The 19,164-nt window shown below is 47.2% G+C and carries 19 protein-coding genes; 9 read left to right on the top strand and 10 right to left on the bottom strand.

The annotated features are described in order from the left end of the window. Positions 1 to 129: 129 nt before the first annotated feature. The 4 genes from rplI to rpsF are packed head-to-tail and all read right to left on the bottom strand — an operon-like array spanning position 130 to position 2,359. Positions 130 to 702: a 50S ribosomal protein L9 gene (rplI, locus tag GUA87_RS09105; RefSeq protein ID WP_193716242.1), complete on the bottom strand. Its 573-nt coding sequence runs from the start codon at positions 700 to 702 to the stop codon at positions 130 to 132. Continuing rightward, entirely contained in the window at positions 702 to 1,655 is a 954-nt protein-coding gene (locus GUA87_RS09110) for a DUF2232 domain-containing protein (RefSeq protein WP_193716243.1), read from the bottom strand. Before GUA87_RS09110 ends, rplI begins: the two co-directional genes overlap by 1 nt. Before the next feature lie 45 nt (positions 1,656 to 1,700). Beyond that, positions 1,701 to 1,934, bottom strand: a complete 234-nt coding sequence (gene rpsR, locus GUA87_RS09115; RefSeq protein ID WP_193716244.1) for a 30S ribosomal protein S18 — start codon at positions 1,932 to 1,934, stop codon at positions 1,701 to 1,703. Then, positions 1,934 to 2,359 carry a 30S ribosomal protein S6 gene (gene rpsF / locus GUA87_RS09120; RefSeq protein ID WP_193716245.1) on the bottom strand — a complete coding sequence of 142 codons (426 nt, stop codon included), beginning with the start codon at positions 2,357 to 2,359 and terminating at the stop codon, positions 1,934 to 1,936. Before rpsF ends, rpsR begins: the two co-directional genes overlap by 1 nt. 202 nt (positions 2,360 to 2,561) lie before the next feature. Between rpsF and fabD the strand changes: the two genes are divergently transcribed. From fabD to gmk, 8 genes are all read left to right on the top strand, one after another. After that, a complete protein-coding gene (gene fabD, locus GUA87_RS09125) occupies positions 2,562 to 3,509 on the top strand; it encodes an ACP S-malonyltransferase (RefSeq protein ID WP_193716246.1) in 948 nt (315 codons plus the stop codon). Positions 3,510 to 3,545: 36 nt separating this feature from the next. Beyond that, positions 3,546 to 4,283, top strand: coding sequence for a 3-oxoacyl-[acyl-carrier-protein] reductase (gene fabG / locus GUA87_RS09130; protein ID WP_193716247.1), 738 nt, complete (start codon positions 3,546 to 3,548; stop codon positions 4,281 to 4,283). Positions 4,284 to 4,488: 205 nt separating this feature from the next. After that, positions 4,489 to 4,719 (top strand): acyl carrier protein, encoded by a 231-nt coding sequence (locus GUA87_RS09135; RefSeq protein ID WP_193716248.1) that lies wholly within the window; start codon positions 4,489 to 4,491, stop codon positions 4,717 to 4,719. A gap of 58 nt (positions 4,720 to 4,777) precedes the next feature. Then, positions 4,778 to 6,037 carry a beta-ketoacyl-ACP synthase II gene (fabF, locus tag GUA87_RS09140; protein WP_193716249.1) on the top strand — a complete coding sequence of 420 codons (1,260 nt, stop codon included), beginning with the start codon at positions 4,778 to 4,780 and terminating at the stop codon, positions 6,035 to 6,037. Between the two features lie 18 nt (positions 6,038 to 6,055). Beyond that, complete coding sequence (gene mltG / locus GUA87_RS09145) at positions 6,056 to 7,042, top strand: endolytic transglycosylase MltG (protein WP_193716250.1); 987 nt, start codon at positions 6,056 to 6,058, stop codon at positions 7,040 to 7,042. A 64-nt stretch (positions 7,043 to 7,106) separates the two neighbouring features. After that, positions 7,107 to 8,261, top strand: a complete 1,155-nt coding sequence (locus GUA87_RS09150) for a hypothetical protein (RefSeq protein WP_193716251.1) — start codon at positions 7,107 to 7,109, stop codon at positions 8,259 to 8,261. Between the two features lie 76 nt (positions 8,262 to 8,337). After that, on the top strand, positions 8,338 to 9,234 hold the full coding sequence (locus tag GUA87_RS09155) for a YicC/YloC family endoribonuclease (protein ID WP_227711815.1): 897 nt from the start codon (positions 8,338 to 8,340) through the stop codon (positions 9,232 to 9,234). A 56-nt stretch (positions 9,235 to 9,290) separates the two neighbouring features. After that, complete coding sequence (gene gmk, locus GUA87_RS09160) at positions 9,291 to 9,896, top strand: guanylate kinase (protein WP_193717013.1); 606 nt, start codon at positions 9,291 to 9,293, stop codon at positions 9,894 to 9,896. A gap of 4 nt (positions 9,897 to 9,900) precedes the next feature. Here the strand turns inward: gmk and rsmA are convergent, their stop codons facing one another. The 6 genes from rsmA to GUA87_RS09190 all read right to left on the bottom strand — a co-directional run bounded on the left by rsmA (position 9,901) and on the right by GUA87_RS09190 (position 17,469). Continuing rightward, positions 9,901 to 10,728 carry a 16S rRNA (adenine(1518)-N(6)/adenine(1519)-N(6))-dimethyltransferase RsmA gene (rsmA, locus tag GUA87_RS09165; RefSeq protein WP_193716253.1) on the bottom strand — a complete coding sequence of 276 codons (828 nt, stop codon included), beginning with the start codon at positions 10,726 to 10,728 and terminating at the stop codon, positions 9,901 to 9,903. Continuing rightward, a complete protein-coding gene (gene pdxA / locus GUA87_RS09170) occupies positions 10,721 to 11,701 on the bottom strand; it encodes a 4-hydroxythreonine-4-phosphate dehydrogenase PdxA (protein WP_193716254.1) in 981 nt (326 codons plus the stop codon). The genes rsmA and pdxA overlap by 8 nt, the downstream gene beginning before the upstream one ends. A gap of 22 nt (positions 11,702 to 11,723) precedes the next feature. Then, the gene (locus GUA87_RS09175) at positions 11,724 to 12,989 is read right to left on the bottom strand and encodes a peptidylprolyl isomerase (protein WP_193716255.1); all 1,266 of its coding nucleotides are present in this window, start codon (positions 12,987 to 12,989) and stop codon (positions 11,724 to 11,726) included. 74 nt (positions 12,990 to 13,063) lie between these two features. Next, the gene (locus GUA87_RS09180; protein ID WP_193716256.1) at positions 13,064 to 15,238 is read right to left on the bottom strand and encodes an LPS-assembly protein LptD; all 2,175 of its coding nucleotides are present in this window, start codon (positions 15,236 to 15,238) and stop codon (positions 13,064 to 13,066) included. A 3-nt stretch (positions 15,239 to 15,241) separates the two neighbouring features. Continuing rightward, the gene (lptG, locus tag GUA87_RS09185; protein ID WP_193716257.1) at positions 15,242 to 16,336 is read right to left on the bottom strand and encodes an LPS export ABC transporter permease LptG; all 1,095 of its coding nucleotides are present in this window, start codon (positions 16,334 to 16,336) and stop codon (positions 15,242 to 15,244) included. Next, a complete protein-coding gene (locus GUA87_RS09190) occupies positions 16,336 to 17,469 on the bottom strand; it encodes an LptF/LptG family permease (protein WP_193716258.1) in 1,134 nt (377 codons plus the stop codon). The genes lptG and GUA87_RS09190 overlap by 1 nt, the downstream gene beginning before the upstream one ends. A gap of 175 nt (positions 17,470 to 17,644) precedes the next feature. Between GUA87_RS09190 and GUA87_RS09195 the strand changes: the two genes are divergently transcribed. Further along, positions 17,645 to 19,156, top strand: coding sequence for a leucyl aminopeptidase (locus GUA87_RS09195; RefSeq protein ID WP_193716259.1), 1,512 nt, complete (start codon positions 17,645 to 17,647; stop codon positions 19,154 to 19,156). Positions 19,157 to 19,164: the final 8 nt, after the last annotated feature.

Consider the following 19,164-nt stretch of genomic DNA (forward strand, 5'->3'; position numbering starts at 1 on the left):
CAGCCTGTGAATAAGGTGGATAACTGTCAAAAGGGCAGCATGTCTGCGGATTCAGTGGGAAAGAGGCGGGGATAAAAAAATGGCGCCTGTTTCCAGACGCCATTTAATTTCTCAGAAAAGAAAGAGCGATTATGCTTCTTCTTCTTCCTGATCAGCAGTTGATTCAAAAACATCAGCAACAGCTTCGTCACGTGCATCAAGAGCAGCTTCAGCAACAGCTTCAACAGACTCGCCACGTGCCTGAATTTCAGCTTCGTCTTGAGAACGGGCAATGTTGATAGTGATGTTGACGCTAACTTCTGGGTGCAGACGAACACGGACTTCGTGCAGTCCAAGAGTTTTCAGAACTTTGTCCATGACGACCTGTTTACGGTCGATTGTTGTACCATTTTCAGAAACAACACGTGCAATGTCCTGTGTGCTCACTGAACCGTATAGTTGCTGGCTTTCACTAGCCGCACGGATCAGAACAAACACTTCACCGTCCAGACGTTCTGCAACAGAAGCTGCGTCGTCTTTACGTTTCAGGTTGTCAGCTTCAAGCTGAGCGCGTTTGTTTTCAAACACTTCAAGGTTTGCTTTGTTGGCACGAAGGGCTTTACCTTGTGGCAACAAGAAGTTACGAGCGTAGCCGTTCTTTACAGAAACGACATCACCCATTTGGCCGAGTTTCTCAACACGCTCCAACAGAATGATTTCCATTAGTCTTTCTCCTGATTGGGGGACACCAATTGGCGACCTCTAAATCCAACCCAACTATCGACCAACCCCAGTGCAGTAATCACTAGTGCCGGCCAGATCATTAAAATCACAATTATATACACCACAGCCAATAACGGGCCTCTAAAGGTCCACGCCATTGATACCCTGTGAATGACAGCCATCCCCTGTACGAAGAAGGCAAATCCCAAAATCAGTGCCACGGCACCTAAAAACGGTTTGGCGATCCCTCCGATAACTCCGATCGCTAAAACCGCTATCCAGACGATGGAAGCCCAATTGGGCAGTGCAAAGCCGGACAACTCAGGTGTGGGGCGTAAGTTTTTATTGAAACGTACCAGCAATCCTTGTGCAAGGCTGCCGGCGGCCATAAAAACAAGACCCCAGAAAAGACCAAAAAACTGAGGTACAAACCAAACCAGTTCTTCAGCTTTTATGTTTGTGTTCACATTACCCTGTTTGGCGAGTTGTTCGAAGGCAAAGTCAAATCTCTTCACCATATCTGCTCTCAACTCATCTTCCGTGTACATTAAAACCAATGCAGCACATGAAAGGGCAATACTGATAATGGTCCAGCTCACCATCAGGTTCGACGCTGGGTACCAGGATATCTGACCTTGATCCTCTCTCCACAAAAGAGCCTGTCTGGTTAAAATAACCACAGGCAATCCACAGACGAGGGCGTAGATCAGGCCAAATAGCGGATCCAGAATAACGCCGCTTACAATTGACACTGTAAGGACCGTTACGATACTGCCAACAATTCCCCAACCTAATCCGGAGAGAAAGAGGGGAACCACCGACAGAATAAGCAAGCCGATAACCTGAATAGGATTGGCATTCACACCCTGTCCGGCATTCTCAGAGAGTGCAAAGAACAGAAATGTAAAACACACCAAACCCAGAACGAAATTGATCACCAGATTCTTGCTCATAGGACCTGCCAAGGGGCAGGGCAGTTTCCTGCCCTTAGGTGCAACTTACTTTACGACAAACGGCAGCAACGCAAGGTTGCGGGAACGTTTGATTGCTTTAGCCAGTTCGCGCTGTTTCTTTGCAGATACAGCAGTGATACGGCTTGGCATGATTTTTCCGCGTTCGGAAACAAAGCGCTGTAGAAGTTTGACATCTTTATAGTCAATCTTTGGTGCACCTTCTCCGGAGAAAGGACATGTTTTACGGCGACGGAAAAAAGGACGACGTGTATTAGACATTATTCTTCTCCTTCAACGGCTTCAGTAGTTTCGTCTTCGGATTTAGAAGTCTCAACTTTGTCTTCTTCACCTTCTTCACGGTCGCGACGACCACCGGAACGACCTTTGCTCTGCAGCATTACAGAATCGCCTTCTTCCAGCTCTTCTACGCGAATGGTCATGTAACGCAGGATGTCTTCGTTCAGGTGAAGATTACGTTCCATTTCTTTCACGGCTGGAATTGGGGCATCGATGTTCATAAGAACATAGTGACCCTTACGGTTCTTTTTAACTTTGTAGGCAAGGTTGCGCAGGCCCCAGTTTTCGACCTTTGCGACTGTTCCGCCACCTTCAGTAATGAAGGCTGACATTTGTTCTGTCAGTGCTTCCACCTGTTGAGTGGAAATGTCCTGACGTGCAATATAAACTGTCTCGTATAGAGGCATATGTAAAAGCTCCTTATGGCTAATAAATGTTTGGAGTTGGAAAAATAACCAACCGATCAAACTAAGCCGGCCTCCGCCGGCAAGGAGTTATCGAGGCCGCGGACTATACATATTTCCTGAAGTTAATCAAGTGGGCTTGACAGGAAAAACTGACGTAATATGACTGTCAGGTCAATTTAACTATGATTGGACCCAAAATATAATGAAACGCGCATTCGTTTTCCCGGGACAGGGTAGCCAGGCAGTTGGTATGGGCAAGGAACTTGCCGATGCCTTTCCAGCAGCACGAGAAGTATTTGAAGAAATTGATGACGCCCTCGGTCAAAAGCTGACCAGCCTGATGTTCGAAGGGCCAATTGAGGATCTCACCCTAACAGAAAACACACAGCCCGCCTTGATGGGTACGAGTGTCGCTGTCGCCCGCGTTTTGGAAAGCGAAGGGAATTTCAAACTTGCCGATATAGCTGATTTTGTGGCGGGCCACTCTCTGGGTGAATATTCTGCGCTGACAGCAGTTGGTGCGTTGTCCGTGTCTGATGCGGCGCGGCTGTTGAAAGCACGTGGCCAAGCCATGCAGCAGGCGGTTCCTGTGGGTGAAGGCGCGATGGCCGCATTGTTGGGCATGGATATTGATCCCGTTGAAGAACTTGTAAGAGAAGCAACAGAAGCCGGTGAAGGTGTTGTGGTCGCAGCAAATGATAATGCTGTTGGTCAGGTGGTTCTTTCTGGTGATAAAGATGCCGTTGCCCGTGCAATTGAACTCGCCAAAGAAAAAGGTGTTCGCAAAGCAATGATGCTGCCTGTTAGCGCACCATTCCATTGCCCACTGATGCAGCCGGCCGCGGATCGTATGGCGGAAGAACTTGCCAAGGTGACAATTACACCGCCGTCATTGCCTGTTGTGGCAAATGTGACAGCTTCTCAAGTCAGTGATCCAGAGACTATCCGCAAACAACTTGTTGAGCAGGTTACTGGTCGCGTGCGCTGGCGCGAGTCTGTTCTTTATATGGGGGAGCAAGGCGTAGAGCAGCTGGTTGAACTCGGTACAGGCAAGGTTCTGACCCAGATGGTTCGCCGAATTAATAAAGATATGAACGGGACCGCAATTCAGGGTCCAGCAGATATTGAGGCTTTCCTGGGCTCGCTCTAAGGCGGGACAAGGAACGATACAGAACAGGAGAGTGAAATGTTTGATTTAACTGGTAAGTGCGCACTTGTAACAGGTGCTTCTGGCGGTCTTGGTGCTCAGATCGCAAAAGACCTGCATGACGCAGGTGCCACTGTTGCTTTGTCAGGTACTCGTGAAGCAGTGCTTCAGGAAGTTGCCAAGGAAATTGGGGAGCGTGTTCATGTAGTTCCCTGCAACTTGTCTGATATGGAAGCTGTTGATGGCCTTATCAAAGCAGCCGAAGAAGCAATGGGACAAGTTGACATTCTTGTGAATAATGCTGGTCTGACACGTGATGGCCTTGCCATGCGCATGAAAGATGAAGATTGGGATTCCGTTCTCAATGTTAATCTGAAGGCCGCGTTCAAACTGTCTAAAAATTGCCTGCGTGGCATGATGAAGCGTCGGTCAGGTCGGATCATTGGTATCACATCCATCGTGGGTGTAACCGGTAATCCCGGCCAGATGAACTATGCAGCCTCCAAAGCCGGTATGATCGGTATGTCTAAATCACTGGCGCAGGAAGTGGCTGGTCGCGGCATCACTGTAAACTGTGTGGCACCAGGGTTTATTAAAACTGCCATGACAGATGAATTGTCCGATGACCAGAAAGAAAACCTGCTGGGCAACGTGCCTGCTGGACGCCTAGGAGACCCTAAAGATATCTCCGCTGCCGTTCTATATTTGGCCTCTGATGAAGCCGCTTATGTGACGGGTCAGACCCTGCATGTAAACGGTGGTATGGCCATGATTTAATTATTGTCGTGGCCTTGTTTCTAACATAATTTGCACATAACTAGCGTGCAGTTCCCGGATCGTAACAGCTTTGCTTTGCAATGCGGATAAAGTGTGATAGGAACGCCACGATATTTTTACCGTCGGTTGCCGCTTGTATTATTTCGGCCCCGGGGGTATTGAAGAAGTTGAAGTTTAACTGCCGCGAGATCTAAGGACAGAACGAATGAGTGATACAGCAAAACGCGTTAAGGAAATCGTTATCGAACATCTTGGTGTTGGAGAAGAGGAAGTAACATTAGAAGCAAGCTTCATTGATGACCTGGGCGCCGACAGCCTGGATACAGTTGAGCTGGTTATGGCTTTCGAAGAAGAATTCGGCATTGAAATCCCAGATGACGCTGCTGAAAAAATTCTGACAGTGAAAAACGCTATCGAATTTATCGACGCTGCTTAATTTATCAGGGCGCGACGACTGAACTCTTTGTGATTTTCATTTATCGATAGGAACTGACATGCGACGTGTAGTTGTGACCGGACTGGGTCTTGTTACCCCTTTGGCAAATGGTGTTGAGGCATCATGGAAAAGGCTGATTAACGGTGAATCCGGTGCAGGAATGATTACCAAATTTGATACGGAAGGTTTGGCCGTACAATATGGTTGTGAGGTGCCTGTTGATGAAAATATTGAAGATGCCTTTCGGGCCGACGAAGTGTTGGCCCCGAAAGAGCAACGGAAGCTAGATAGCTTTATTATCTATGGGATTGCTGCCGCAGAAGAAGCTATCATAGATTCCGGCTGGAAACCTGAGACAGAGGAAGATTTCTTCCGTACAGGCGTTTCCATTGGCTCTGGCATCGGTGGTCTGCCATCAATTGAAGAAAATTCTATCAAATTGCATGAGCAGGGCCCACGCCGGATCAGCCCTTTCTTTATTCCTGGTGCGTTGATCAACTTGGTTTCAGGTCAGGTTTCCATCCGCCACGGTTATAAAGGTCCAAACCATGCCGTGGTTACTGCCTGTTCCACAGGCGCGCACTCAATCGGTGACGCTGCGCGCATGATCGCTTGTGATGATGCGGATGTGATGGTTGCAGGTGGCGCCGAAGCTGCTATGTGCCGCATTGGTTATGCAGGCTTCTCTGCCGCAAAGGCACTCTCCAAAAATTTCCATGACGATCCTACAAAAGCGTCCCGTCCATATGACAAAGACCGAGATGGTTTTGTCATGGGTGAGGGCGCCGGCGTTGTTGTTCTGGAAGAATATGAGCACGCGAAGAAACGCGGCGCGAAAATCTACGCTGAAGTTATCGGCTATGGTCTCTCTGGCGATGCATATCATATTACAGCCCCGGCAAGTGACGGTGATGGTGGTTTCCGCTCAATGCAGATGGCGCTGAAGAAATCTGGCTTGAATACTTCAGATATCGGTTATGTGAACGCACATGGCACATCTACACCACTTGGCGATGAAATCGAAGTAGGTGCTGTAAAGCGCCTGTTCGCAAGTGATGTTGATACATTGGCGATGTCCTCCACTAAATCTGCAATTGGTCACCTGTTAGGTGCTGCTGGTGGTGTTGAGGCAATTTTCTCTATCATGGCGATGAATGAAGGTATTCTTCCGCCAACGATCAACCTCGAAAACCCATCTGATGGTCTGGATATCAATCTGGTTCCAAATGTGGCTCAAGAGAAGAAGGTTGATGCTGTTCTCTCCAACAGCTTTGGCTTTGGTGGCACGAACGCCAGCCTTGTGATGAAGCGGGTCTAATAGAAAAACGGGGCTGAGATGAAAAAGTTCCTGCTTTTTCTGCTTGGCCTCTTTCTCCTTTTCAATATCGCCTTAGGTGCACTGGCTGGTTACGGCTGGCACCTGTTTACGCGTCCTGGCCCTTTGGCTGAAGACAAGGTTCTTATCCTAGAGAAGGGGCAGGGGCTGAGGTCTATCGCGACGAAATTGCATAGCGAAGGTATCATCGAAAATGAACTCTCTTTTATCTTTGGTGTACGCCTGAAAGAACAGCAGAAGCGTTTGAAAGCCGGAGAGTTCCTGTTTCCTGCGGGTCTAAGTCCCGAAGAAGCAATGCAGGTCATTGTATCAGGTAAAAGCATTTCCTATTCCATTACAATACCGGAAGGCCTTCAGAGCCGGGAGATTGTAGCCCTTCTTAACAAAGAAGATAAATTGGTCGGTGATATTTCAGGTGTTCTCCCGCAAGCGGTAATTCTCCCTGAAACCTACAATTTTACCCGTGGTGACAGCCGCGATCAGGTCATTTCCAGAATGAAAGCGGGAATGGATCAGGCATTGGAAGAAGTCTTGAAAGACTTCAAGCCTAACGACCTAATCCGCAACAAAAATGAACTGCTTACCCTTGCGTCTATTGTTGAGAAAGAGACAGGGAAAGCAGAAGAGAGACCGCATGTTGCCGGGGTCTTTCTCAATCGTTTGAAGAAGAAAATGCGCCTTCAGTCAGATCCAACTGTGATTTACGGAATAACCAAGGGCGAAGAAGATCTTGGCAGGCCTATCCGCAAATCGGATCTGAAAAATGAAAACCCTTACAATACTTATGTGATATCGGGTTTGCCGCCGGGACCAATCTGTAACCCCGGTCTTGCCAGTATCAAAGCTGTCTTGAATCCAAAAGAAACTGACGACCTCTACTTTGTGGCTGATGGTACCGGGGGGCATGTTTTCGCGAAGACCCTCGCCGAACATAATCGCAACGTGCGTGCCTGGCGTAAGATTGAACGCGCCCGAAAATCCAACTGATTTTTCACAAATTCCTCCTCTCCAACGTTGGTGCTGAAGAACTTCAACTTTAAGGGGAGTTGGTATGTCGGCCACACGGGATTCCATTCAAACGCTACTAAAACAGCGCCGAGAGTTACGCGGGTATCTCGAAGAATTGAGAGACGAGATTTCCCAACTGAAAATTAAGGCAGATAATTTTTCAGAAGAAGCAAAACCCAAAAAAGCTGCGACTGTAGAGAAAAATATCGCTCAATCAGATGAAGTTCCGATGCCAACTGCACCGCCCCTCAAGGATTTGAAGCTTTCTGAATTGACATCTGAGTTGGAAGAAGAGGCTGAAAAATCTGATCAGTCCTCAGAAAAAGTGAATGAGAAACCTATAAGTCCACCCATTCAAAAACGAACGCTGAATGTCGAAAATTTAGGGGCGGGTTATGTAATCCTGCCAGATCATGAGACGGAGCCTGAACCTGAACATCTGCCTGAAGTCCATCAATCGGTAGATGAAAAGCAAAATGTTCAGGCCGAAGGTGAGCCGAAATATTTCGAGCATGGAAATAACCGAGAAAAAGATCTTCGGCGATATGCAGTCCTGGTGGCGCGATTTCTATTACATCATCCTACACCTGTCCCGGATACAAAAGCTGATTTCTTGAACAAGGCAATTGTCCGCACTGATAGTGAAACGCCTGCGAATGCCTATGCGGATCTGAAAGTTGCCTATCAGGATGTGATCAGCATTTTATACCCCGCCACGGGTGTTAATGGGGATACCATTGAGCAAAGCATCAGAGGTAGCAAATTGTTAGGGGGTATTGCGTTTCTTACGGCGGTATTGATGTTGGTGATTTTGCCATTATTTACCTTCGCCGACTTATTCCTGCCAGATTGGCCCGATGCGTCTTTTGGGGGGGAGGAGAGGAAATATGTCCTCTTTGCCTTGCTTTTCCTTTGGGCGGGATGTGGTTCGCTTACCCTTCAGTCATGTAGAATTGCGCGGGCAATTCATAAAATGGCTTTTACCAGAACTCACTTTAAAGATAGCTGGATACTTGGCTCGGCAGGCGGCATTTTAGGCTTAGCGAGCTACCCATTCGTAAGCTCATTTTCAATTCAGGATGACGTTGAAAGAAATTTATTGATGGCTGCTACATCATATGTCATTGGTTTTGTGTTTGTTGCGGTTTATGCTTTTTTCAACAAAACTATCTTATCTTCTCAAGAAAAATACCTGTAAATATGCTGTTCCCTTGTTTGGCTTAATCAACGGGAGTATAAACTCACATCGATTAATTACGGCGAGCGAGGGCCCTTTGACCTTACAAAGCATGACAGGATTTTCCCGCATTTCTGGCGCGTGGGAAGAATTTACTTGGCTGTGGGAGTTGAAAAGCGTCAATGGGCGTGGGCTTGAAATCCGGTGCCGTCTTCCTGGTGGATTGGATAGAGTAGAAGAAGTCGCTCGAAAAAAGATGAAGCACATGTTCCAACGAGGAACAATAAACATTCATCTACAATTGCAACGTAGCGGCAGCAAAACCGAGTACCAGATAAACGAAATCTTCTTAAAGCAACTGATTGAATGCGCCAAAGCTCAGGAGAATGCGGAGCATCTTCAACCCGCTTCAATTGATGGATTGTTGAATGTTCGAGGTGTAGTCGAACAGGCAGAACAGTCTCGATTAAATGAGGAAGATCAGGAAGTTTTTGAGGCAGAGCTTCTCAATAGTTTTGAGCAGGCCCTAGAAGCCTTGAAAGAGGCTCGGGATCATGAAGGCGTTCAACTTACCCCTGTCTTGAAGGAGCAAGTTGAAACAATTCAAAACCTGATTTCAGAGGCGGAGAAAAGCGCGGCTCTCAGACCTGAAGCGGTTAAGGAGCGTATAAATCGGCAAATGGAGATATTGCTCGCTTCCAAACAGGAGTTGGATGAGGGCCGTATTGAGCAGGAACTTGCGCTGATTGCAACTAAGGCAGATATCTCAGAGGAATTGGATCGCTTGAAAGGGCATGTCACAAGTTGTCTGGAAATCTTGAACCGGGGCCATAAAGACGGGATCGGACGGCGTCTGGATTTTATGTGCCAGGAGTTTAATCGCGAAGCTAATACCCTGTGTTCCAAATCCAATGATAAAAGCCTGACACAAGTGGGTTTGGATATGAAAGTGATTATCGATCGCTTGCGGGAACAAGTACAGAATATCGAATAGGAACTAGTTTTTTGTCTCAGAATACAGAAACCATCACGATTAAACGGCGTGGCTTGATGTTGGTTTTATCCTCTCCTTCCGGAGCTGGTAAAAGTACCATTTCTCGAGCTCTGTTGGAGAATGATGACAGATTGTCCATGTCGGTATCTGCCACAACCAGAAAGCCGCGCCCGGGTGAAGTCGATGGAAAAGACTATTTTTTCATGGAACCGGTCGATTTCAACCTGCTTGTGAACAAGGGCCAACTTTTGGAGCACGCAAAAGTCTTCGATAATTATTATGGCACGCCTTCAAAACCGGTAGAAGATGCATTGTCGGAAGGAAAAGACATCCTTTTTGACATTGACTGGCAGGGAACGCAGCAACTAGCGCAAAAAGCCGGTGATGATCTAGTCAGTATTTTTATCTTGCCGCCCTCTACCAAATCTTTGGAGACACGTTTGAAAACACGTGCGCAAGATAGCGATGAAGTCGTTGCGCGCCGGATGTCCAAAGCATCAGAGGAAATTAGTCATTGGGCTGAGTATGACTATGTTGTGGTCAATGATGACCTTGAAAGATGCATCGGTGAAGTGAAGGCAATTTTGAAAGCTGAGCGTGTCCGTCGAATTCGGCGTACTGGCCTTTTGCAGTTTGTGGATGCCTTGAGAGAAGGGTATTAACCCTTCATTCATACGCTCGGGCAAGCGCGCAGAACTCTTCTACACCCAGTTCTTCTGCGCGGCTTGTCGGTTTTATACCTGCTTTTTCAAGCCGTTCTTCCGGGTTGCCGCCAAGTGGTTTTAAGCTGGCCCGAAGCATTTTGCGACGTTGACCAAATGCGGCCGCAACGACTTTCTCCAAAATCTCTTGCTTTGCTTCATACCGTGGCTGTTCCAATGGGACCAGTTTAATTACTGTGCTGGTTACTTTGGGCGGCGGGGTAAAGGCTTTGGGCGATATGTCAAATTGCTTGGACGTATCACATAGCCACTGACTTAAGATGGATAGGCGGCCATAGGCTTTGGTGCGTGGTGCTGCAACAATTCTGTCAGCGACCTCTTTTTGGAACATCAGCGTCATTGATTTAAATAAATGACGTTTTTTCAACCACTTAATAAGAAGGGGGGTCGCCACATTATAGGGCAGATTTGCAATAATATGTGCTTTCTCACCCAGAAGGTCTTCTTCTGAAATCTCAAGTGCATCTTCATTTAGAACTGTAAGGCGATTATCGTAGTCTGCAGAAACTTCCGCCAACAGCTCCAGACAACGAGTATCTTTTTCAATGGCAACAAGTTTTGCCGCGCCCTCGGATAAAATTGCTCGGGTTAAGCCACCAGGACCGGGGCCAACTTCCATCACCGTTTCGCCTTCAAGTTTACCTGCGCATCTGGCGATACGGCCTGTCAGGTTTAAATCCAAAAGAAAATTTTGACCAAGTGATTTTTCTGCGCGCAGGCCATATTTATTTATCACGTCCCGAAGGGGAGGGAGGTTTTCGCCGTTACTCATTATAATGTCCTGAGGCTTCAGCCATCTGCGATGCCATTTTGATTGCAGCGATCATACTTGCTGGATTGGCAATTCCCATATCGGCAATATCATCGGCTGTTCCATGGTCGGGGGATGTTCGAATGATAGGGAGACCGAGCGTTATATTTACTCCCCCATCAAAGTCGATGGTTTTGATGGGGATCAGGGCCTGATCGTGATACATGCAGATCGCAGCATCGTAGGTCTCGCGCGCAGCTTTGTGAAATAAAGTGTCAGCAGAATGAGGGCCACTTAAGGCCATTCCCTGATTGGCAAGTTGTTCCACAAGAGGCCGGATTAGTTTCTCATCCTCCTCACCGATGCTTCCCCCCTCACCAGCATGAGGGTTGAGACCAGCGATCGCGAGACGTGGGTTTGAAATTCCAAATCGGGATTTCAGATCATTGGAAGTCGTGAGAATTACTTTTTCCAGAAGTTCAGCGGTTAGTTTTCTCGGCACTTCAGCGATGGGAATGTGAATTGTTGCCGGGACTACTCGTAGTTCTGAGCAGGCAAGCATCATCACTTCTTTTCCAGAACAATTGGTTATTTCCGCAAGATATTCAGTGTGACCAGGTTGTTTGAAACCAGCATCATATAGTCGTTTTTTCTGAATAGGAGCGGTTACCATAGCGGAAGCTGCACCTGATCGACAGAGTTCAACGGCCTTATCTATTGCTGCTATTGTATGGGCCGGTGCTGTGGCCCCTTTTTGTGGATCCAACACAGGCAATGCGTTGGAGAACAGGGGCGTGATATCGTTTAGATCTTCTACAACTTCAATAGGAACGCCAAGCCCAATTTTGCGGGCGTATTCAATTATGGTTTCAGCGTCTCCGACAATAAAAAATGGAGCCAGATGTGCAACCTCTCTTTGCAACCAGGCTTTAAGACAGATCTCAATGCCGATCCCAAAAGGGTCTCCCATTGTTACGGCTAATGGTGCAGGCATCACTCTGTCTCCAAGCTGGACACTAGCGGGATTCGATTACAGCTTCGCGGCGTAGATCATTAAGGTAACGAACAACGCGGGCCTCGATACGCTGCGCTCCAAGTTTCTGACGAATGGCATCTTCACTGTCACTCTGTGTGTTGGCATCTACGCGATCACACACAATGAAGATGCGGTAAACGTCTTTATCGAGGAATGGTGCACTGGCTTGCCCCGGTTGAAGGTTCCCGACTATATTTTTTATGTTATCCGGCAGTTTGCTTAACTGAACACGACCCATTTTACCCGTCTGAGGGTTGGAAATCTCTTGGAACATTTGTGGTAGATACTCACAATTGTCGACAAACTGGCTTACGGATTGTGCTAGTTGAGCTTGGCTGTCCGTTCTACCTGTTTGTTCTGCTAGCTTTACAGGAATGACAATCTGGCTGAGATCGATTTGACTGTCTCCCGGTTTGTCGCTCAGGATTTGTCGGACATCGTTGATAGAAACAATGTAATAGCCATCTTGTCCTCTAACTGGAGGGAGAACAGCCCCCTTTTTCTTACCAGCGACCACTTGTCCAATGGACGGCTCCAAATCTTCTGCCATAAACCAGCCCATCTCACCACCCTTTGAGGCAGTTGGTCCCTGGCTAAACTGAGTGGCAACGCGACCGAAATCTGCGCCCTTACCCAGCTGTTCGTATAGTCTGGTTATTTGATCAGATATTTTCGCTTCTTCTGTTGGAATATCCACAGCCATAAAAATTTCGCTGATCAGGTACTCATTTTTCCCTTTATTCTCGCGAAGATGTTGCTGCTCTGCTTTTACTTCTTCTTCAGTAACATTGACACGAGGAACTACACGACGTCTTATCAGTTTGTCCCAAGCGATAGCGACGCGTATTTGATCAATGAGACTATCCAGGGCAATTTTCTTGGAGGCTAGGGCCGGTTCAGCCATTCCAGGACGTATGCCGTACCTTTGTTCAAATCGCTCAATCGCGCTATTAACCTCACCATCACTGGCGCTGATATTAAAACGGGCTGTTTCCTGAGCCTTTAACCTGTCATCGATGAGTGTATTGATTGTCGATGCAACGAGTTGCTCACGGGTCGCTCTGGTATCAGGCAAGCCTCCCATGAAGATCCGCAGAGAAATGCGTTGAATCACATCAAACCCTGAAATAATGTCCTCATTAACAATGGCGACAATTTTCTGAACTTCCTGGGCTCTTACCGCTGTTGAGGCGGCGACCAATATGGTGCCGACCATCAGGATATTTAGTAGTTTTTTCAACAACATAAAATTTCTCAGCGCTTTTTTAAAAAAACAGATACAAATTCGCAACAGCTCATTACTTAATGTATGGCATGTCACTAGTTAAAGGGCAACAATCGGATTTTGAAACCTATTGATGTTGAAGGTTCTACATCGCGATCGCGGGTAAAGGTTTTCTTGGCTTCTAAGGCAAAGCCGAAGCACTCATCTAGATATTCAATACCTAGTCGGGCCTCAATGGATCCACCATCATCTTCAAGATCGCGAATATATCCGCCATATGTACTCCAATATTCGGCAAATTTCACTCGACCTTTCAGATCAATTTGATGCTGGCTTTGAATACCAGTAAGAACTTGATCATCAGCAAGATTCAAATAGCTCACATTTAGCCAGTTTTCATCTGTCCCCAAGAACAGGTCGACTTCATTTCTAGAGAAGGAGAAATCATCCTGATCAATACGGGTACGGTGCGTTAATTTGAAAAACTCGGAGGGTTGAATTTCGAGGCGCGTGACATAGTCGGATAGCTGCTGTTCCAGGCCGCTGCCCTCACTAAATCCAGTGTTGTTACTTTCAAATACACTTTGTCCGATCATCAACGATGTATAGCCACCGTTTTCTCCGTAGAAGCCAAAATTCATTCCATAGTTTACGCGGATGCCTTCCTCAACCTCATCAAGTCCAACATGGCGGTTGGTACCAAACAGGTTTGTATCGTCAAATTCAAAGCTAAGGCTGTCTTCATTTGGAGTATCATCACTACCAAAAGCTTCGGACCAGACCGCTTCAACAATAGGCTCGATTGTTTGACGGACTTTGCCTGCTTGCCTGACAAAAGGATAACTCCATTTTAACGAAAGGGAGGGGATAACACGTCCTGTAAACTCATCTGAAGTGTCACTATTTGGATCAAAAGGATCAGCAAGCTGGTCCCTCGTGTAATAGAGATCCCCTCTCAGCTTGGCGTCCAGATTTATTAGCTGTCCAGATGGAGACGTGTAAGGTAGGTGCCAGCCCGCAGAGGCGGAAATGCGATTGGTATCCTGTCCTTCACTTCTGAAAAGAACCAGTCCATCTAAGTCGAAGTTAAATCGAGAGCCGTATTTGTTTGGCTCACTTACATAAGAATATTCAAGCCACGCTGGGACAAGGGGAGTTTCCCCGGAATCATCTTCTGCTTCCAAGCCCTGAAACGCATAGGCACTTAGCTTTCCGAAATTACGTCCGCGAATTGCCTGGAGGTAAGCTGTCGACGTGAGAGTATCTTCACTACTGATGTCATATTTATCGAGATAGGTGTCATTACTGGTGGCAAAAAAGTCGTAACCCCAACTCCAGCCTTTCTCCAGGTCAAATTGACCCACACCGCGTATGTGTCCTTGAAACTCTTGATCACCGGTTTTGTCGTTATTTGATGTCCGTTCATCGACATAAGTAAGAGAAGCATCCAGCACCATGTCCCCGGTTTCAAAGGCTTGCCTGTATTCGGTTGCGATTTGAACGCCTTCTTTGGTCGTAATTGTTGGCGTGAAGGTCAGGTCTTTATCTTCATCGATCACGTAATAATAAGGAAGGCTGACACCATACCCCAGAAAAGAGGAATCGAATGCTGTTGGGGCAAGAAAACCACTTTCCCGTTTAACGGTTGGGTCTGGATGACTGAAATACGGAGTGTATAAAACGGGAACACCAAAGAACTCCAATACCGCATTTCGGTATGTGATCGTTTTCTCAGCTTTATCGTGTTCTACCTTCTCCGATTTAAGTTGCCACAACGGGTCAGCATTTCGATCTTCTTTGCAGAGATTACATGTCGTGTAAACGGCCTGATTCAGGCGTGTCCTGTTCTCGTCCAGTTTTTGGGCGCTACCTGCAGCCAGCCTTGAATTATCTGTAAACAGAATTCTTATCCCGTTTACGGCTCCGGTTTTCAGTTCATTCTGCAACTCAATCTGATCTGCAAAAAGTACTTCACCGCTTGGTTCCACCAAGACAATATTTCCGCTGGCTGTAATACGGTCCGCGCGCACGTTATAGACAACCTGATCCGCTTTAAGGACGCGTTCCCCTTGTACTATTTCGACATTGCCTTTGGCTGTAACGATGTCCGACTGCTGATCATATTGGATTTCATCCGCAGAAAAGAGCGAGTCTTTCTCGAAGGAAATGTCTTGCGAATTTGCGTATGACTGAGCCATAGCGGAACTGCTGGCAATACCAGCAAAACCAAGACAGGTTGTTGTAAGAAGAAAGTGGGCGAAGCGGCGCATGAATTAGCCGTCCTCCAGATGGAACATCATTGCGACACCAAGAAATATTATTGCCACTGCAGGGATCCATGCTGCCAGCAGGACAGGCAGGTTTCCAGACATTCCGAGGGCACGGATGATGTCCGTGAAGAAATAAAACACGAAACCGCTCGTGATTCCCGCCATTATCAGAATACTCCCCCCACCTCGGCGTGTAGTTCTTAAACTAAAGGTCGCCGCAACCAGAACCATCGCCATTAACAATACAGGGCTGGCGATCAAGCTATGCCAGTATATACGATGATTAAGTGCAGAAAAGCCTGCTTCTTCCAAAGTGCGGATAAATTTTGGTAATTCCCAAAAGGACAGTGTTGCAGGAGGTGAAAAACTTTCTTGAATTTGCGCAATGGTCAAATCGGTTTTTAGGGTCATTTCTTCCCTTATGACCGCTGCCTGCTCCGGACTTGTCATCAGAACGTCTTTCAGTTCCCAGTAACCCGAGCGCAATAAGGCTCTTTTTGCTTCTATTCGGCCAATGAATTGCTCTTTCAGGTCATATCGGAAAATGATGACGTCGGTAAGATCGATCCCTTGATTAATGGCACCGCGGGCGTGAATGACGGACAAACCATCTCTGTCGGTTTGACGAAGCCAAAGGTTATTTGAGCTTAGAAAGAGAAGACTTGACCTGTTTTGAAGTTGGGTCGCTTCGATTTGGGAGGCCTTTGCCGACATGGCTGAAGCAATGGGATTGATAATCCCGACGGTAAAGACACCAATAGCAAAGGCAAGTAAAAGGGCAGGCATTAGAAATAGCCATGCAGATACGCCGGATGCGCGGATAACGGTGAGTTCACTGGTACGCGACATTCTAAAGAAGGCAAGCATACTGCCAAACAGCGCGACAAATGGCAGTAACGTTAGGATCAGGTTTGGTAGTCGGAGCAGGGCCAGATTAGCGAGCATCCAGATCGTGATGTTCTCTTTCCCGGTAGAGCGGCGAAGCAGTTCAATGAAATCGACAAGAAAGATAATAGCCATCAGAATGGCAAGCACGATGCCGATATTTTTTAAGAACTGCTTTCCAAGATAAATTGAGAGGGTTCCCCAAATTTTCATCACGCGCCCCCTTCTGCCAAATGTGGGTTAGGGGATGCGTGGGAATTACTCTCGAATCCGCCACCTTTTCGGATAAAGTGCAGAGCAACAAGGGCAACAATAACAGGCCAGATATAAATGAGGGCAACCAGAAGTGCATGTTTCGGGCCTAAGGAGAATGACGCCATGGCAACAACCATTGCAACAATTCCTGAAGCCCCTGCCGCGAGGAGCTGTTTCGGACGTCCTCGTCTGGTAAATTCCCCGCCAATAACGCCAGCGATAGCGATCAGCGTTAAGCAGATGGCATATAAGGGTAACGCCATACGTTGATGGAGTTCCTGTTTGATCTTATCCATGTTGCGCAGCGTTGTTTTGTCATTCTCTGGCCAAACCAGTTCACTGAAATAACGTGTGGAAGGTTTCAGCCAGATAGCACCTGTTTCTTTCTCATATTGGCTGAGGTCTAGGGTGTAGTCTTCAAAATACAGTATGCTGAGTTTCGCTTCTTCTTTCTGGACTTCTTGAATATTGCCTTTTCTCATAAAGAAGCGAGGGCCAGCATCTGTGGTAATAAAAGCCCCTTCTTCCGCCATATATGTCACCGGTTTTTCCGGTACGGTTTCGTCATGAACCAGAATGCCGAGTAATCTGCCGTTTCTTGTTTTCTCGCGGATATAAACAGTGACGTTACTGGAGAGGTCATTGAAAACACCTTCGCGTAAGACGACGGATGCTAAACTTTCACGCCATTCCACTCTTAATTCCCTGACCGTCCTAAGGCCGTATGGAGTCAAGAAAAAATTGAGAAGATAGAGAATGATCATGACGACGAAGGCTAGATAAACTGCGGCTTTGGTAAGTGATAGATTACTAAGGCCAGCGGACCACATAACAACCAACTCGGATTCAGAATAGAGCTTATTGAAAGCAAAAAGGGTTCCAAAGAAAAGCCCCAAAAGCAGGGTATATTTAAGAATGCCCGGAAGCAGCAGAACCGTCAGAGTCAGAAAAGTAGAAACTGGCAACCCCTCGATCAGCTTTTCAACAAACTGTAAAGTCTGCGAAAGCCAAATGACCCCTGTAAGTGCAAAAGTGATAAACAGGGTCGGGACCAATAACTGTTTGATTATGTAACGGTTCATATTCAGCATGGCGGCAGTATACCTAAACGAAACTGGGGTGCCATAAAGAAGGTGGATTTTGTTCAAAAAAAGACAAATCTTCAGCAAATTACAACTGCTTGGCAGTTGAACCGGGGCGAATGCTCCTGTAATGATTAAGGAAAGCAATATCACTTAACCCAATTTCAGAAACCAGGTGTCTCTCATGAAATTCGCATTTACCGAACTTTCCCTGCCAAAACGCAGTTCTCTGGCCGTTCCAGTCTTCGCTGACAACGAACTGTCACCAACAGCGATGGAAGTAAATGAACTGACTGGCGGTGCATTGAGCCGTGCGCTGGAGACCAGTCGTTTCAAGGGTAAGAAAGGTGACTATCTGGAAGTTTTGGCACCGTCTGGTGTTGAAGTGTCACGTGTCATCTTGCTTGGGTTTGGGGAGCCGGAAAAACTGAAACTGACAGATTTTGAAAATCTCGGCGGTTCGTTGGTCAAAAAATTGAACGCAGCGGGTGCGCGCGCAGTGACCTTCATGCTGGATGGTCTTGATCTGGAAGAGATTAAAGATAATGAAGCCGCCGCACATATGGCTTTTGGCGCAAAACTGGCGACTTATCGTTTTGAAAAGTACAAATCCACAAGTGAAGAAGACAGCGCAAGCCAGCCGTCACTGACCCGCATGACGGTAGCGTGCAAAGCGTCTTCTGGTGCCCGCAAGTCTTTTGCTGACTTGGAGGCGATTGCAGAAGGTGTATTTATGACCCGCGATCTGGTAAGTGAGCCAGCGAATGTGCTGCACCCAGAAAGTTTTGCGGAACGCTGCAAAGAGCTGACTGCGCTTGGTGTTGAAGTTGAAATTCTTGATGAAGAAAAAATGCGTCGTTTGGGGATGGGGGCGCTTCTTGGTGTGGGGCAAGGATCCATTCGCGAAAGCCGCATTGCGATTATGCAATGGAACGGTGCAACAAAGAAAAGCGCCAAGAAGCCTATTGCTTTTGTCGGTAAAGGTGTTTGCTTTGATACTGGCGGAATTTCCTTAAAACCGGGCCCTGGGATGGAAGAAATGAAATGGGACATGGGCGGTGCCGGTACCGTCACCGGCCTCATGAAAGCTCTTGCGGGTCGCAAGGCAAAAGTCAATGCTGTTGGCGTTGTTGGGCTTGTTGAAAACATGCCGGATGGCAACGCACAACGTCCCGGTGATATCGTAACCGCGATGAACGGGACAACTATTGAGATTTTAAACACCGATGCAGAAGGGCGTCTTGTCCTTGCCGATGCGCTTTGGTACACACAAGATCGGTTTGATCCAGAAGTGATGATTGACCTCGCAACGCTCACAGGCGCGATCATTATTTCACTCGGGCATGAAAATGCAGGCCTATTCTCCAACAATGATGAACTTGCTGAAGATATCTTCGCGGCAGGTAAAGAAGTAGGAGAGGGAGTATGGCGCCTTCCGATGCAGAAGGAATATGCAGACCAGATCAAATCTCCCATCGCTGATCTTCAGAATATCGGTACAGGAGGCAGAGGCGCTGGATCAATTGTTGCCGCCGAATTCCTGCAGAAATTTGTGAACGACACACCTTGGGCACATCTTGATATCGCTGGAATGGCTTGGTCCAAGAAAGACACCGCAACAGTTCCTAAAGGTGGTACCGGTTTTGGTGTGCGTCTTCTTGATCAATATGTTCGTGCAAAATACGAAGGTAAATAAGCCCCTTA

The organism is Sneathiella sp. P13V-1 (assembly GCF_015143595.1).
Taxonomy (GTDB): domain Bacteria; phylum Pseudomonadota; class Alphaproteobacteria; order Sneathiellales; family Sneathiellaceae; genus Sneathiella.

Coding starts and splice junctions, on each gene's coding strand:
- rplI (WP_193716242.1), bottom strand. CDS start 702: ATGGAAATCATTCTGTTGGAGCGTGTTGAGAAACTCGGCCAAATGGGT.
- GUA87_RS09110 (WP_193716243.1), bottom strand. CDS start 1,655: ATGAGCAAGAATCTGGTGATCAATTTCGTTCTGGGTTTGGTGTGTTTT.
- rpsR (WP_193716244.1), bottom strand. CDS start 1,934: ATGTCTAATACACGTCGTCCTTTTTTCCGTCGCCGTAAAACATGTCCT.
- rpsF (WP_193716245.1), bottom strand. CDS start 2,359: ATGCCTCTATACGAGACAGTTTATATTGCACGTCAGGACATTTCCACT.
- fabD (WP_193716246.1), top strand. CDS start 2,562: ATGAAACGCGCATTCGTTTTCCCGGGACAGGGTAGCCAGGCAGTTGGT.
- fabG (WP_193716247.1), top strand. CDS start 3,546: ATGTTTGATTTAACTGGTAAGTGCGCACTTGTAACAGGTGCTTCTGGC.
- GUA87_RS09135 (WP_193716248.1), top strand. CDS start 4,489: ATGAGTGATACAGCAAAACGCGTTAAGGAAATCGTTATCGAACATCTT.
- fabF (WP_193716249.1), top strand. CDS start 4,778: ATGCGACGTGTAGTTGTGACCGGACTGGGTCTTGTTACCCCTTTGGCA.
- mltG (WP_193716250.1), top strand. CDS start 6,056: ATGAAAAAGTTCCTGCTTTTTCTGCTTGGCCTCTTTCTCCTTTTCAAT.
- GUA87_RS09150 (WP_193716251.1), top strand. CDS start 7,107: ATGTCGGCCACACGGGATTCCATTCAAACGCTACTAAAACAGCGCCGA.
- gmk (WP_193717013.1), top strand. CDS start 9,291: ATGTTGGTTTTATCCTCTCCTTCCGGAGCTGGTAAAAGTACCATTTCT.
- rsmA (WP_193716253.1), bottom strand. CDS start 10,728: ATGAGTAACGGCGAAAACCTCCCTCCCCTTCGGGACGTGATAAATAAA.
- pdxA (WP_193716254.1), bottom strand. CDS start 11,701: ATGCCTGCACCATTAGCCGTAACAATGGGAGACCCTTTTGGGATCGGC.
- GUA87_RS09175 (WP_193716255.1), bottom strand. CDS start 12,989: ATGTTGTTGAAAAAACTACTAAATATCCTGATGGTCGGCACCATATTG.
- GUA87_RS09180 (WP_193716256.1), bottom strand. CDS start 15,238: ATGCGCCGCTTCGCCCACTTTCTTCTTACAACAACCTGTCTTGGTTTT.
- lptG (WP_193716257.1), bottom strand. CDS start 16,336: ATGAAAATTTGGGGAACCCTCTCAATTTATCTTGGAAAGCAGTTCTTA.
- GUA87_RS09190 (WP_193716258.1), bottom strand. CDS start 17,469: ATGCTGAATATGAACCGTTACATAATCAAACAGTTATTGGTCCCGACC.
- GUA87_RS09195 (WP_193716259.1), top strand. CDS start 17,645: ATGAAATTCGCATTTACCGAACTTTCCCTGCCAAAACGCAGTTCTCTG.